Annotated in this window: 7 protein-coding genes and 2 pseudogenes; 1 reads left to right on the top strand and 8 read right to left on the bottom strand. The window is 73.6% G+C overall.

Annotated features, from left to right (window positions below):
• Nucleotides 1-355 precede the first annotated feature (355 nt).
• The 5 genes and pseudogenes from MCBG_RS30640 to MCBG_RS34565 form a co-directional block, all read right to left on the bottom strand.
• Nucleotides 356-3,247: a type I polyketide synthase gene (locus MCBG_RS30640; protein WP_084789657.1), complete on the bottom strand. Its 2,892-nt coding sequence runs from the start codon at nt 3,245-3,247 to the stop codon at nt 356-358.
• Between the two features lie 276 nt (nt 3,248-3,523).
• A pseudogene (locus MCBG_RS30635) lies at nt 3,524-4,095 on the bottom strand (beta-ketoacyl synthase N-terminal-like domain-containing protein); the annotation flags it as partial.
• A gap of 32 nt (nt 4,096-4,127) precedes the next feature.
• Nucleotides 4,128-5,171, bottom strand: a complete 1,044-nt coding sequence (locus MCBG_RS34575) for a beta-ketoacyl reductase (protein ID WP_255358644.1) — start codon at nt 5,169-5,171, stop codon at nt 4,128-4,130.
• Nucleotides 5,168-5,527, bottom strand: coding sequence for a KR domain-containing protein (locus MCBG_RS35400; protein ID WP_369799372.1), 360 nt, complete (start codon nt 5,525-5,527; stop codon nt 5,168-5,170). Before MCBG_RS35400 ends, MCBG_RS34575 begins: the two co-directional genes overlap by 4 nt.
• A 603-nt stretch (nt 5,528-6,130) precedes the next feature.
• Nucleotides 6,131-9,695 (bottom strand): annotated as a pseudogene (locus MCBG_RS34565) (type I polyketide synthase); the annotation flags it as partial.
• Nucleotides 9,696-9,980: 285 nt separating this feature from the next.
• Between MCBG_RS34565 and MCBG_RS30620 the strand changes: the two are divergent.
• Nucleotides 9,981-10,742 (top strand): thioesterase II family protein, encoded by a 762-nt coding sequence (locus tag MCBG_RS30620; protein WP_043329886.1) that lies wholly within the window; start codon nt 9,981-9,983, stop codon nt 10,740-10,742.
• Nucleotides 10,743-10,812: 70 nt separating this feature from the next.
• Here the strand turns inward: MCBG_RS30620 and MCBG_RS30615 are convergent, their stop codons facing one another.
• The 3 genes from MCBG_RS30615 to MCBG_RS30605 all read right to left on the bottom strand — a co-directional run.
• Nucleotides 10,813-11,700: a class I SAM-dependent methyltransferase gene (locus MCBG_RS30615; protein WP_043329884.1), complete on the bottom strand. Its 888-nt coding sequence runs from the start codon at nt 11,698-11,700 to the stop codon at nt 10,813-10,815.
• A gap of 29 nt (nt 11,701-11,729) precedes the next feature.
• The gene (locus tag MCBG_RS30610; protein ID WP_043329882.1) at nt 11,730-13,292 is read right to left on the bottom strand and encodes a bifunctional 3-(3-hydroxy-phenyl)propionate/3-hydroxycinnamic acid hydroxylase MhpA; all 1,563 of its coding nucleotides are present in this window, start codon (nt 13,290-13,292) and stop codon (nt 11,730-11,732) included.
• Between the two features lie 70 nt (nt 13,293-13,362).
• A partial coding sequence (locus MCBG_RS30605; protein ID WP_043329880.1) for a type I polyketide synthase occupies nt 13,363-15,483 on the bottom strand: 2,121 nt, incomplete at its 5' end.

Below are 15,483 nucleotides of genomic sequence, written 5' to 3'. Positions count from 1 at the left end.
CCACCGGGTACAGCACGGCGTCGGGTACCCCGGCGTCGCGGAGCGCGTCGAGGTCGGTGTACCGGGCGGCGGGCGGGCCGGACGGCAGCGGGGCGGGACGTTCGCCGAGCACCGCCCAGGTCGTGCCGTCGGCAGCGCCCCCGGCGACGGGGTGCCGGAGCAGTCGAGGCGGAACAGCGAGCGCCGCCACGCGGACCCGCCGGCGGTGAGCTCCCCCGCCGGCAGGGGCCGCAGCACCAGGGAGCCGACCCGGGCGACCGGCGCACCGGTGGCGTCGGCGACCAGCATGGACACCGTGTCCGGACCGGTGGGGGTCAACCGCACCCGCAGCGGTCGGCGCCGTGGGCGGACAGCGTCACGTCGGACAGGCGAACGGCATCCGGGCCTCGCCGGGGTCGACGATGCCCAGCCCGACCGCCTGCACGGCGGCATCGAGCAACGCCGGGTGCAGCCCGTACCCACCGGCGTCGCCGGCCGCCGGCTCGGGCAGCGCCACCTCGGCGTACACGTCCGCGCCGACGCGCCAGGCGGCACGCAGCCCGGAGAAGGCCGGGCCGTACGCGAACCCGGCCCGTGCCGCCCGCCCGGCCAGCTCCGACACGTCCAGGGAGGTGGCGTCGCTCGGCGGCCACTGCGCCAGCGTGCCGGTGTCCTCATCCGGCTCCTCGGTGAGCAGGCCGGTGGCGTGCCGTACCCAGATGTCGTCGGTGCCGGCGCGGCGGGCGTGGACGGTGAGCTGCCACGCTCCGCCGCCGGTGCGTTCGGCGGCGACCTGCACGTCGACGCCGCCGGTCTCGGGCAGCACCAGCGGCGCCTGGAGGGTCAGCTCGGCGAGCCGTTCCGCGCCGACCTCCGCGCCGGCCCGCATCGCCAGTTCCACGAACCCGGTGCCGGGCAGGAGCACGACGTCGCGCAGGGCGTGCTCGGCCAGCCAGGGCTGGGTCTCCACGGACAACCTGCCGGTGAGCGTCACCTCGTCGCCGTCGGCCGAGCGGAACACCGCGCCGAGCAGCGGGTGGCCGGTCGGGGTCAGCCCGGCGGCGGTCACGTCGGCGGGCTGCGGCAGGGGCAGCAACCAGTAGCGTTCGCGCTGGAACGCGTACGTGGGCAGGTCGACCGGCAGGGGCGGGCCGGCGAACAGGGCCGCCCAGTTCACCGGCACGCCCCTGGCCCACACGGTGGCCGCGGCGGCCAGGGCGGTGGTCGCCTCGTCGTGCTCGGCGCGCAGCACGGGGGCGCAGACCGCCTGGTCCGCGCCGACGATCTCCTGGGTGAGCGCGCAGAGCACTCCGCCCGGGCCCACCTCGACGTACGCGCCGACACCCAGCTCACGCAGCGTGGCCACGGCGGCGTCGAAGCGGACCGTGTCGCGGACGTTGCGCAGCCAGTACGCCGGGGAGCACACCTCGTCGGGGTCGAGCACCGATCCGGTCACGGTGGAGACCACGGGGATGCGGGGCGCGGCGAAGGTCAGTTGCCCGAGCACGTCGCCGAACGCGTCGAGCATCGGGTCCATGCGGGCGGAGTGGAACGCGTGGCTGACCCGCAGCCGCCTGGTGCTGCGGCCGAGGGCTGCGAAGTGTGCGGCGACCGCCAGCACGGCGTCCTCGTCGCCGGAGACGACGACGGACTCCGGGCCGTTGACGGCGGCCAGCCCGGCGCCGGGCGTCCCGCCGGCGGTGGCCAGGTGCGCGCGGACCTCCGCCTCGGTGGCGCGGATCGACACCATGGCGCCACCGGTGGGCAGCGCCTGCATCAGCGTGCCCCGGGCGGCCACCAGGCGGGCGGCGTCGGGCAGCGACAGCACGCCGGCGATGTGCGCGGCGGCCACCTCGCCGACCGAGTGCCCGGCCACGAAGTCCGGCACGACACCCCAGGACTCGACGAGCCGGTAGGCGGCGACCTCGATGGCGAAGAGCGCCGCCTGGGCGTACCCGGTGCGGTCGAGCACGTCGGCGGGGCCGTCGAGCACGCCGCGCAGCGGCCGGTCGAGGTGCCTGTCCAGCTCCGCGCAGGCGGCGTCGAAGGCGTCGGCGAAGGCCGGGAAGGCGGCGTACAACCGCTGGCCCATGCCGACGCGCTGGGCGCCCTGGCCGGTGCAGAGCACGGCGACGCGGGTGGGACTGGCGACCCCGCGCCGCACGGACGGGGCCGGGACCCCGTCGGCCAGCGCGCCGAGCCCGGCGAGCAGTTCGTCCCGGTCGGCGCCGAGCAGCACCGCCCGGTGTTCCAGGACGGACCGGCCGGTGGCCAGGGCCCGGCCCACGGCGGCCGGTGCGGCGTCGGGGTGCTCGGCGAGCCAGGAGCGCAGCCGGTCGGCCTGGGCGCCGAGCGCTGCGGCGCTGCGCGCGGAGACGACCCACGGCAGCGGGTCGGGGCCGGTGACGGCGTCGGTGGCCGGCTGCGGCGCGGGCGGGGCGGCCTCGACGATGACGTGGGCGTTGGTGCCGCTGACACCGAACGAGGAGACGCCCGCGCGCATGGGCCTCGTCGCGCGCGGCCACGGGCGCGGCTCGCGGAGCAGGCTCACCGCGCCGGCCGACCAGTCGACGTGCGGGGACGGCTCGTCGACGTGCAGGGTGCGCGGCAGGACGCCGTGACGCATCGCCATGACCATCTTGATGACGCCGGCGACGCCGGCCGCGGCCTGGGTGTGCCCGAGGTTCGACTTGATCGACCCGAGCCACAGGGGCTGGTCGTCGGCCCGGTCCCGGCCGTACGTGGCGAGCAGGGCCTGCGCCTCGATGGGGTCGCCGAGGCGGGTGCCGGTGCCGTGGGCCTCGACGGCGTCCACGTCGGCCGGGGCGAGCCGGGCGTTGGCGAGGGCCTGGCGGATCACGCGTTGCTGCGACGGGCCGTGCGGAGCGGTGAGGCCGTTGGAGGCGCCGTCGGAGTTGACCGCGCTGCCGCGCACGACGGCGAGCACCCGGTGGCCGTTGCGCTGCGCGTCGGAGAGCCGCTCCAGCAGCAGCAGCCCGGCGCCCTCGCTCCAGCCGGTGCCGTCGGCGGTGGCCGCGAAGGACTTGCACCGCCCGTCCGGGGACAGGCCACGCTGGCGGCTGAAGCCGACGAACGTGTCGGGGCTGGACATGACGGTGACGCCGCCGGCCAGCGCGAGGGTGCACTCCCGGAACGCAGGGCCTGGACGGCGAGGTGCAGCGCCACCAGTTGAGGACGAGCAGGCGGTGTCGACGGTGACGGCCGGGCCCTTCGAAGCCGAACGTGTTTCAGTTTCACCCCCCCGTATTCGCCGGTGCTACAGGGGTGTTATGCAGTGACAAGCTCTCTGGGCTGAGTCTAGTTCCCCGATGAACCCCTAAGTCCTGGGTAAACCTGCGTTGATTACAAAAGAAGGAGCCGGGAGACGCTTTGTCGTATCTATCTTATTTGGTGGTGCTCATGTAATCAGCCATATTCACTTTTTCAAATTAGCAGTATGCCAATTGGCACATCGTAAATACATGTTAGCCACCCCCCAAATCAAGGCTTGAGAACCCGCTAGATTAAAATAGGCTGGGGAGAAGGTTGCGCGACGCTGCCGTGGTTGCCCGTGCCGACGAACGCCTCGACCTCCTGCGGCACGCCGTTGAGCCGGGAGACGTAGTCGTGGTACATGACGCCGGTGAAGACGCCGGTGCGGCTGCCCTTGAGCGAGTCCGCGGCGATGCCGGCCCGCTCGACCGTCTCCCAGGCGACCTCCAGCAGGAGGCGCTGCTGCGGGTCCATGGCCAGCGCCTCGCGGGGCGAGATGCCGAAGAAGCCGCCGTCGAACTCGCCGGCGTCGTGCAGGAAGCCGCCCTCGCGGGTGTACGACTTGCCGTGCGCGTCCGGGTCGGGGTCGTAGAGGCTCTCCACGTCCCAGCCCCGGTCCGCCGGGAAGGGTGTGACGGCGTCGACGCCGGACTCGACCAGCCGCCACAGCGCCTCCGGAGTCCGCACCCCGCCCGGGTAGCGGCAGCCCATCGCCACGATCGCGATCGGCTCGTGATTCTGCTCGTCGACGGCCCGCAGGCGCTCGCTGGTCTCGTGCAGGTCAGCGGTGACGCGCTTGAGGTACTCGCGGAGCTTGGCTTCGTTCGCCATCGGGTTGATCACCTGTCGCTAAGGGGCAAGCGGCGGACTCGTGGTCAGGATCGGCCGAACTTCTGGTCGATGAAGTCGAACAGCTCGTCGTCCGAGGCGTCGTCGAGGGCCTGGCCGACGTCGTCGGGCCGGTCGGTGGTGTCGCTCCACCGGGTGACCAGCGCCCGGAGGCGGACCGCCACGGCGGTACGCGTCTCGTCGTCGGCGGCCAGCCGCTCCAGTTCCTCCGGCGCGGTCGCGGCGAACGCGGCCTCCAGCCGGTCCAGCTCGGCGAGCAGGCCCGGTTCGGGCTTCGGCGGGGCGGCGTCGACCAGCAGGAAGTCGGCGAGGGCGGCGGGCGTGGGGCAGTCGAAGATGAGGCTCGCCGGCAGCCGGATGCCGGTGAGGGCGGTCAGCCGGTTGCGCAGCTCCACGGCTGTCAGCGAGTCGAAGCCGAGGCCGGTGAACGTCTGCCCGGACGGCACGACGGTGCCGGCGGGTAGCCGAGCACCTCGATGACCTGCGCCTTGACCAGGTCCTCCACTAGCCGGCCGCGTTTCGGCCTCTGGCGTGCCGGCGAGGCGCTGCGCGAAGGACGGGCCGCTGTCGCAGCCGCCGTCGACGACGCGTCGCCGGGCCCGGAGCAGGCCGCGCAGCGGCGCCGGGAGCTGGCCGGCGTCGGCCTGGCGGCGCAGCGCGGCGAGGTCGAGCAGCGCCGGCACCAGGTGGGGGCGTCCACCGTGCAGGCCGGCGTCGAAGAGGCGCAACGCCTGGCCGGTGCCGAGCGGGCTGAGGCCGTTGCGGCTCATCCGCTGCCGCTGTGCGGCGTCGAGTGCGCCCGTCATCCCGCTGTCCGCGGCCCAGAGGCCCCAGGACAGGGACGTGGCGGCGAGGCCGCAGGCGTGCCGGTGCCCGGCGAGGCCGTCGAGGAACGCGTTCGCGGCGGCGTAATTGCCCTGCCCCGGGCCGCCGAGGACACCGGCGACCGACGAGAAGAGGACGAACATCGCCAGCGGCCGCGATCGGGTCAGCTCGTGCAGGTGCCAGGCGGCGTCGGCCTTGGCGGAGAGAACGGCTGACAGCCGGCCGGGGGTCAGCGCCGAGATCACCGTGTCGTCGAGGACGCCCGGCGGCGTGCACCACGCCGGTGAGCGGGTGCTCGGCGGGAACGTCGGCCAGCACCGCGTTTTTTTTTGTTCCCGGTCCGCCATCCTCCGCGGCGACCAGGCGGGGCCTGCGCACCCAGCGCGGTCAGCTCGGTGAGCAGCTCCGCTGTGTTTTTTTTTTTTCGGTTCCGGGCGGCTGACAGCAGCAGGTGGCGCACCTTGTGCGTACTGACCAGGTGCCGGGCCAGCAGACCGCCGAGGGCGCCGGTGGCCCCGGTGACCAGGACCGTCCCGTCGGGGTCGAGGGCGGCGGCCGGCGCCGGGTCGAGGACGGCTGGCGCGAGCCGGGGCGCCAGCACCTGCTCGTCCCGGACCGCCAGTTGGGGTTCGCCGGTGGCGACCGCACGGGCCACCAGGTCCACGGTGCAGGACTCCGGCTGCCGCGCCTCGTCGAGGTCCACGAGCACGAAGCGGTCGGGGTGCTCCGCCTGGGCCGAGCGCAGCAGGCCCCAGACCGCCGCGCCGGGCAGGTCGCCCGTACGACAGGTGTCGCCGGCGGCGACGGCCCCGCGGGTCAGCACGACCAGCCGCCGCTGTGCCAGCCGGTCGTCGGCGAGCCAGCCCTGGACGGCGGCCAGCACCGCCGTGAGCCGGCTCCGCGTCGCGGCGGGAACCGGGGCGTCCTCGTCGTCGGTGTACGCGGCGAGCAGCACCAGTTCCGGGTCGATCCGGCCGGAGTCGACCGCCTCCGCCAGCTCGGCGAGCCTGTACCTGGCGATCTCGGACAGGTCGGACGGCGCGTCGCCGAGGAGCACCACCCGGACGGTCGCCGGGGTACCCGGCCGCACGCTCTGCCAGTTGACGGCGTACAGCGGGTCGGCTGCGGAGTCACCGCCGCGCACCTGGTCGGCGGTGACGGGGCGGGAGACCAGGGAGTCGATCCGGGCGACGGGGGCGCCGGCCGGGTCGGTCAGGGTCAGGGCCACGCCGCCGCCGCTGCGCCGGGCGCGTACCCGCAGCGCGGTCGCGCCGACCGCCGAGAGGGTGACGCCGGTCCAGGCGAAGGGCAGGCGTACGCCGGAGGCATCATCCGCGTCGGAGTCGAGCAGGCCGACGACGTGCAGCGCAGCGTCCAGCAGGGCGGGATGCAGGCCGAAGCCGGCGACCTCGGCGCCGTCGGGCACCGCCACCTCGGCGCACACCTCGTCGCCGGTGCGCCAGACGGCGCGCAGGCCACGGAAGAGGGTGCCGTATTCGACGCCCAGACGGGACAGCTCGGTGTAGATCCCGTCGACCGCGACGGCGGTGGCGGCGCTGGGCGGCCACGGCGCCGGATCGGACCGGTCGGGCTGCGGTACGGCGGGGGCGAGGACGCCCGCCGCGTGGCGGTCCCACTCGCCGTCCGGGTCGGCGGCGGCGCGGGAGTGGATGGCGACCGTCCGGCGACCGTCCTCGTCCGCCGCGCCCAGTTTCACCTGCACCGCCCGGGTGCCGTCCTCGGCGAGCGCCAGCGGGGCCTGGAGGGTCAGCTCGTCGAGGGTGTCGCAGCCGACCTGCGCGCCCGCGTGCAGGACCATCTCGACCAGGGCGGCGCCGGGCACCACCACCGAGTCCCAGACGACGTGTTCGGCGAGCCACGGGTGTGTCAGTACGGAGAGTTCGGTGCCGAACACCCGTACGTCGTCGTCGGCGACGCGTACGGCGGCGCCGAGCAGCGCGTGGTCGACGGGGCGGACACCGAGCCCGGGCGCCGTCTCGACCCCCGCGCTGGCGTTGAGCCAGTAGCGCTGCTGGTCGAAGGCGTACGTGGGCAGGGCGATGGCGCGGGGGCGTGCCTCGGCTGCCCGCTCGGGGCCGGCCCCGTCGAGGGCGGCGAGGTATCCGGTCCAGTCGACGTGGCCGCCGGTGACGTACCACTCGGCGAGGGCGGTGCGCAGCGTGTCGGCCTCGGAGTGCCCGGCGCGCATCGTGGCGGTGAACCGGACCTCGCCGGCCGCCTCGACGCAGTCCTGCGCCATGGCGGTGAGTACGGCGTCGGGGCCGACCTCCAGGAACTGGGTGACGTCCTGCTGGTGGAGGGTGCGCACCGCGTCGGCGAACCGTACCGGCTGGCGTACGTGCCGCACCCAGTAGCCCGGGTCGGTCAGCTCCGCCGCGTCCGCGACCGCGCCGGTCACGTTCGACACGATCGGCACCCGCGGCGGCTGCCAGTCCAGCCCCGCCACCACCGAACGCGAACTCTTCCAGCATCGGATCCATCAACCGCGAATGGAACGCGTGACTGACCGCCAGTTCCTTGACCCGCCAACCCCGCTCACGGCAGGCCGCCACCACCGAAGCGACCTCGCCGGCGGCACCCGACACCACCACCGACGCCGGACCGTTCACCGCCGCCACGTCCACACCCGACGACGCGATCAGCTCGGCGACAGCCTCCTCCGCCGCGCCCACCGCCGCCATCACCCCACCCGACGGCAGAGCCTGCATCAACCGGCCCCGCGCCGCCACCAACGTGCACGCGTCCCTCAGGGACAACATCCCCGACACGTACGCGGCCGTCACCTCACCGATCGAATGACCCGCCAGGAAATCAGCCCGCACACCCCACGACGCGAGCAACTCCCACAACGCCACCTCAACAGCGAACAACCCCGCCTGGGCAAAGACGGTCTGATCCACCAGGGCAGCCTCATCCGACCCCGCCTGCGCGAACACCACATCCCGCAACGCACGCGGCAACAAACCCTCAAACCCCGCACACACCCCGTCGAAGGCCTGCGCGAACACCGGGAACGTCTCGTACAGCTCCCGGCCCATACCCACACGCTGCGAACCCTGACCGGTGAACAACACCGCCCGACGACCCGCCGACACCACACCCGACACCACCGACCGGCCCTCGGCAACAGCCGACAGCCCGGCCACCAGCTCGTCCACGTCCGAGCCCCACACCACCGCGCGGTGCTCCAACGCCGCCCGCGACCTCACCAACGACCACGACACATCCCACGACGACACGCCAGACCCAGGCACGAACGACGCCAACCTCGACGCCTGCCCCACCAGAGCACGCTCCGAACGCCCCGACACCACCCACGGCACCGGCACACCCACCGGCACCGCGACGGGCTCGGGATCGGCTTCGGCCTCCGGCTGTTCCAGGACCACGTGCGCATTGGTCCCCGAGATGCCGAACGACGACACACCCGCCCGCCGAGGGCGCTCGACGCCCGGCCACTCGCGCGCCTGGGTCACCAGCTCCACCGCACCCGACGACCAATCCACATGCGACGACGGCACATCCACATGCAGCGTCGCCGGCACGGTCCCGTACCGCATCGCCAAGATCATCTTGATGATGCCCGCCACCCCCGCAGCCGCCTGCGTATGACCGATGTTCGACTTCACCGAGCCGAGCAACAGCGGCACATCCCGGCCCTGCCCGTACGTCGCCAGCAACGCCTGCGCCTCGATCGGATCACCCAACGACGTACCCGTACCGTGCGCCTCCACCACGTCCACGTCGGCGACGCCCAGCCGGGCGTTGGCGAGCGCCTGCCGGATGACCCGCTGCTGGGAGGGGCCGTTCGGCGCCGTCAAACCGTTCGACGCACCGTCCTGGTTCACCGCCGAACCCCGCACCACCGCCAGCACCCGACGCCCGTCGCGTCGCGCGTCCGACAAGCGCTGCACCAGCAGCACACCGACGCCCTCGGCGAGCGCCGTGCCGTCCGCCGCGTCGGCGAACGCCCGGCACCGGGCCACCGGGGACAGGTTGCCCTGCCGGGTGAAGTCGACGAACACCGCGGGAGTGGGCATCACCGTCACGCCACCGGCCAGCGCGAGATCGCACTCCCCCGACCGCAGCGCCTGCACCGCCAGGTGCAACGCCACAAGCGACGACGAACACGCCGTGTCCACAGTCACCGCCGGCCCCTCGAACCCGAACGAGTACGCCACCCGGCCCGAGGCGATGCTGCCCGCGTTGCCGAGGCCGAGGTAGTCCTCCACGCCCGCCGGCGGGGTCTCCGGCGGGTGGGCGTACCCGCTGTGGGTCATGCCGGCGAAGACCCCGACCCGGGCGCCCTTCAGGCTTGTGGGGTCGATCCCCGCCGTCTCGACGGCCTCCCACGAGGTCTGCAGCAGCAGCCGCTGCTGCGGGTCCATGGCGAGGGCCTCGCGCGGCGAGACCCCGAACAGCCGAGGGTCGAACTCGGCGGCGTCGGCCACGAATCCGCCCTCCCGGACCGAGGAGGTGCCCGGCCGGGACCGCTCCGGGTCGTAGAGCGCGTCGAGATCCCAGCCGCGGTCGGTGGGGAAGGAGGCGATCGCGTCACCGCCGGACGCGACGAGATCCCACAGTTCCTCGGCGGTGCGCACCCCGCCGGGGAACCGGCAGCCGATGCCGACGATCGCGATGGGCTGCTGCGCGTCGGCCTCGACGTCCCGGAGCCGTTGCCGGGTCCGCCGCAGGTCGGCGGTGACTCTCTTCAGGTACTCCCGGAGCTTCTCTTCGGTGTCCATCAACCCAGCCCATCGCGATTCACGGCGGAGACTCGACGTAAGCGACGGTACGAATGCGCAGAAGTCTCAGGCGACACCTGTATCTGTCGTTCGGCTCGCTCGGCCGAGAGCCACGCAGATCCCCATCTGCCGGGAGAAGTTATTGGTTGCGCGCGAGCGCGGACAACCCCTAACCAGGCAACCGACCAGCTAGGGGTGTCCGGTCCCGACCCGTCGCACTAGCGTCGCCTCGACCGGGTCCGCGCCGATCCGGTCGGCAACCGCAGCCGCCGGAAGGACCACCAGAGGATGACGACGCCAGATACCGACAACGGCTTGTGGGTGCGACGCTTCCACCCCGCTCCGGGCGGCGCGAGGCGGTTGGTGTGCCTGCCCCACGCCGGCGGGTCGGCAAGCTTCTACTTCCCGGTGTCCCGCGCTCTCTCCCCCGCCGTGGAGGTGCTGTCGATCCAGTACCCGGGACGGCAGGACCGGCGCCACGAGAAGTGCATCGGCGACATCCACGACCTCGCGCGCGAGGTGTTCACCGTGCTGCGGCCCTGGCGGGACGAGCCGCTGGCCATCTTCGGGCACAGCATGGGGGCCAGCCTCGGCTTCGAACTCGCCCGGCTCATCGAGCAGGACGGCGGCAGCGTCGCGCACCTGTTCGCCTCCGGGCGCCGGGCGCCGTCGAAGTCACGGCACGAGACGGTGCACCTGCTCGACGACGAGGGGCTGCTGGCCGACGTCCGGAAGCTGAGCGGCACCAACTCCGCCGTCCTCGGGGATCCGGAGATGCTGCGCGCCGCGTTGCCGGCGATCCGCAACGACTACCGGGCCGCCGAGCGGTACACCTACCGGCCGGGGCCGCCGCTGAGCTGCCCGATCACCGTCCTCACCGGTGACGACGACCCGAAGACGACTGTCGAGGAGGCCCGGGCGTGGTCGGACCACACCACCGCGGCGTTCGACCTGAAGGTCTACCCGGGCGGGCACTTCTTCCTCGCCGAGCACCAGCCGGCGATCCTGCGGGCCATCTCGACGGCACTGAGCGCGGCGCCGGCGGTCTGATCCCACCGGACGAGGGGCCCGTCCGCCGGTCGTCACGACCGGTCGGCGGGCCCCTCGTCCGTGCGCGGTGTCACCGCTTGTGGCCGACCGCGATCACGTAGTCCATCTGCGCCAGCTCACGCTTCATGAGGTCCTGGTTCTTCCAGTGGGCCGCCATGCTCTTGCGGACGGCCGGCTTGACGACGGCCCGGAACGCGGGGTCGTTGGTCCGCTCGGCCATGTACGCCCGCCAGCCCTCCCAGGTCTGCTCCTTGATCGAGCGGACCTCCGGGTTGGCGAAGCCGGCCTCGACCAACTGCTGCCGGTACGTGTCCCGGTCGTGCCAGTTCTCCTTCGGGATGCTGAACTTGACGAAACTCAGCGGGCCGGACTGGATGGCGGCGCGGACGACGTCGCCGCTGACCGGGATGATGTCGGCCGTGGCGAGCACGCCGCCCGGGCGCAGCACCCGCAGCGCCTCGGCGAAGAACGCGCTGCGCGGGTAGAAGTGGAAGGCGGACTCCAGGGCGACGACCCGGTCGAAGGTGTTGTCCTCGAAGGGCAGTTCGGTGGCGCTGCCGAGCCGGAAGTCGGTCCGGTCCGCGAGCCCCTCCTCCTGCGCCCGGCGCTGTGCCGCCTCGACGTGGTGCGGGGTGATGTTCAGGCCGTACACCTTGGCGACCTGGCGCTCCCGCAGCCACTTGAAGTCCTGGTCCCCGTAGCCGAAGCCGACGTCGAGCACGGTGTCGTCCGGCTTGAGCCCGGCGGCGTCGGCCAGCTTGTCGGCCAGCGCGTCGGCGGCCGTGTCGATGTCGGTGACCCCGTCGGACCAGTAGCCCACGTTCATGTAGTGGGTACGGCGGGCCGCGAACTCCACGTCGGGTGACTGGATCTCGTAGAAGCGCCGGACCCGGGTGATGGGGTCGGCGGTGAAGACCGTGCGGATCGCCCGGCCGGCGATCTTCAGGTTCTCGAACATGTCGGTTCCTTCCGGTGGGTGGATGCCGATCAGCCGCGCCGGATCTGCCGGCGCAGATCCTCGACGAGCGCGGGCACGACGGCCGGGTCGGCGGCGGTGCCGAAGACGTAGAAGTCGGGCCGGACGAGCACCGCCACCGCGTCGTACCGCTTGAGGTGGGGCAGGTACACGTCGTCGAGGTCGAACGCGGTCGGCGCGGCGCCGGATCCGGGTACGGGCGCGCCGGCGGGAACGATCCGGACGACCCGCGTGCCGAGCGTGTCCAGGAAGGCCCGGGCGTCGGCGTCGAGCAGGTCGTCGGGGTCCTCGGCGCAGAGCAGGACGAAGCCGGTGCCGACGACCTCGTCGAAGAGCCCGGCGCGGCCGTCGACCTCGACGCGGCCCTGCGGCATCGGGGCGCCGGCGGCCTCGCAGCCGCTGTGCAGGATCCCGCCGGACAGGGGCTCCAGCAGGGACCGGGTGCGCGGGCGGGCGGTACGCCGGCGCAGCTCGGCGAGCATCGCGACGTCGCGGCCGGCCGCGGCGGCGCGGTCGGTCTCGCAGATCACCGTGCCCGAGTCCATGGACATCCGGATGGCGTGCTGCACGTGCGCGCAGCGCTCCTCCTGGTAGGTGTCCAGCAGGGCCTCGTCGGCGAGGCCGCGGTGCACCAGGTCGAGCTTCCAGGCGAGGTTGAGTGCGTCGCGGAAGCCCGAACTCATCCCCTGCCCCATGAACGGCGGCATCACGTGCGCCGCGTCGCCGGCGAGCAGGATCCGCCCGGAACGCCAGCGCCCGGCCGAGCATGCCTGGGTGGTGTAGACGCCGTACCGCTCCAGGGTGGCGTTGTCGGGGGTGATGTCGAAGAGGCCGAGCAGCCGCCACACGTTGGCGGCGCTCTCGAACTCCTCGCGGCTCTCCCCCGGCACCCGCATGAACTCCCACCGCCGGTGCCCCGGGCCGGCCGACACGGCCGTGCGGGGCCGCGCCGGGTCGCAGACCTGCAGGTTGTTCGGCTTGAACTCGCGGGCCTCGTGCGGGACCACGTCGCAGACCAGCCAGTCGTACGTGAAGCCGAGGTCGGTGACGCCGCTGCCCAGGTGCTCCCGCACGAAGCTGTTGGCCCCGTCGCAGCCGATGACCCAGCGGGCCGCGCGGACCTCCTCGCCGTCCGGGCCGGCGATGGTCACCTCGACCCGGTCGTCGTGCTCGACCAGGCCCGTCACCTGGTACGGGCGCAGCACCGTGACACCCGGCAGCTCCGCGCCCCGCTCGGCGAGCAGCGCCTCCAGTCCCGGCTGGTAGAACGAGACCGAGTCGGGCCAGCCCATCGGGCCGTTGCCGGTGACCTTGACGTGCAGCAGGGTCCGGCCGAAGCCGTTCTTGAAGGTGTACTCGCCGGACGACTCCACCACCGGCCCGAGGCGGTCGGCGACGCCGGCGGCGGCCAGGACACGGCTCGCCTCCCCGTCGTACGACACCGCGCGGGGGAAGTTGTAGGGAGTGGCCCACCGCTCGACCGCCGTGACGGTGAGCCCTCGCTGCGCCAGCAGGATCGTGAGCATCTCACCGACGGGGCCGTAGCCCACGATCAGGACGTCGGTCGTCAGCATCGGTATCGGTTCCTCAGGGGTCGGTCGGACACGGGGTCGGCTTGCGGCGGGCGGGGCGGCCGGAGGGCCATCAGATGCCGAGTTCGGAGTCGATGAGGTCGAACAGGTCGTCGTCGCTGGCCAGTTCGAGATCGAGGTCGGGATCGCCGCCCGTGCCGGCGCGCATCGTCCGCCACTTGGCGATCAGCACCTCCAGGCGCGACCCGATCTGGTCGTGCAGCTCCGGTTCCACAGTGGCCTCGGTCAGCGAGCGCTCCAGGTTCTCCAGGTCCGCGAGGACCGGCGGGGCCGCCGGTCCGGTGTCCGGCGCCAGCTCGGACACCAGGTACGTGGCCAGCTCGTTCGGATCCGGGTAGTCGAAGATCAGCGTGGCCGGCAGGCGCAGGCCGGTGGCCGTGGTCAGCCGGTTGCGCAGCTCGACGGCGGTCAGCGAGTCGAAGCCGATCTGGCTGAACGCCCGGCCCGGGGCCACCGCCACCCGGCTGCCGTGCCCGAGCACGCTCGCCGCCTGCTCGCGTACCAGGTCGACCACGAGGGTGTGGCGCTCGGGCCCGTCCAGCGCCGCCAGCTCGTCGGCGAGCGTGCGCCCGCCGCCGGCCGGGGTGGCCGCCCGCGCCGTCGGCCGCTCCCGGCGCAGCAGCCCGCGCAGCAGCGCCGGGGGCCGCTCGGCCCGCTCGCCGAGCGCGGCGACGTCGATCCTCGTCGGCACCAGCACCGGCTCGGCCAGCCGCAGGCCCGCGTCGAACAGGGCCATCCCCAGCTCGGACGGGATGGCGAGCTGCCCGTCACGGGCGGTGATCCGGGGATCGGTCCGGTCCAGCTTGGCGGTCATCTCGCTGGCCTGCTCCCACAGCCCCCAGGCGAACGACCGGCCCGGCAGCCCCTGCGCACGGCGGGCCAGGGCGAGCGCGTCGAGGAACGCGTTGGCCGCCGCGTAGTTGGCCTGACCGGGGACGCCGAAGACTCCGGCGCCGGAGGAGAAGAGCACGAACCCGGCGAGGTCGAGGTGGCGGGTGAGCTCGTGCAGGTGCCACGCGGCGTCGAGCTTCGGCGCGAAGACCGTGTCGACGCGCTGCGGGGTGAGGGCGGTGACCACCCCGTCGTCGAGCACCCCGGCGAGGTGCACGACGGCGGTCAACGGGTGCCGCTCCGGTACCGCCGCCAGCACCCCGGCGAGGTTGTCGCGGTCGGACACGTCGGCCGCCACCACCGTGGCCTCGGCCCCCAGGGCCCGCAGTTCGTCGAGCGCCTCGGTCGCGCCGGGGGCCCGCTCGCCGCGGCGGCTGACCAGCAGCAGCCGCCGTACGCCGTGCGTCTCGACCAGCCGCCGGGCGACCAGCCGGCCCAGGGTCCCGGTGCCGCCGGTCAGCAGCACCGTGCCGTCGGGGTTCCACGCCCGGGGCATGGTGAGCACCACCTTGCCGACGTGCCGGGCCTGGCTGACGTGCCGGAACGCCTCCGGCGCCTGGCGGACGTCCCACACCTGGGTGGGCAGCGGGGTGAGCGTCCCCCGTTCGAAGAGCCCCAGCAGAACGACCAGCATGCGCTGCACCTCGTCGGGCTCCTGCAGGGTCAGGTCGAAGGCGGTGTAGGCCACCCCCGGATGGTCGACGGCGACGCGGGCGGCGTCGCGGATGTCGGTCTTGCCCATCTCGACGAACCGCCCGCCGCGCGGCAGCAGCCGCAGCGAGGCGTCGACGAACTCGCGGGCCAGCGAGTCCAGCACGACGTCCACGCCCCGGCCGCCGGTGGCGTCGGTGAAGCGGGTCTCGAAGTCGAGGGTCCGGGACGAGGCCAGGTGCTCCTCGTCGAGACCGAGCGCGCGCAGGGCGTCCCACTTGGCGGGGCTGGCGGTGGCGTACACCTCGGCCCCGAGGTGGCGGGCGAGCTGCACGGCGGCCATGCCGACGCCGCCGGCCGCCGCGTGCACCAGCACCGACTCGCCCCGGGTGAGCCCGGCCAGGTTGACCAGCCCGTGGTACGCGGTCAGGAAGACCACCGGCACGGACGCGGCCTCGACGTACGACCAGCCGGCCGGCATCGGGGCCAGCAGGCGGCGGTCGGTGACCGCGACGGGTCCGAAGCAGCCCACGAAGACACCGAAGACGCGGTCGCCGGGGCGCAGGTCGGTCACCTCGGCGCCGACCTCGACGACCTCGCCGGCGCCCTCGCCGCCGAGCGGGCCCGCGTC

Source organism: Micromonospora sp. M42 (assembly GCF_000568915.1).
Taxonomy (GTDB): Bacteria; Actinomycetota; Actinomycetes; order Mycobacteriales; family Micromonosporaceae; genus Micromonospora; species Micromonospora chalcea.
The sequence above is the reverse complement of the archived record's forward strand: the minus strand, read 5'-3'. Positions and strand labels throughout refer to the sequence as shown.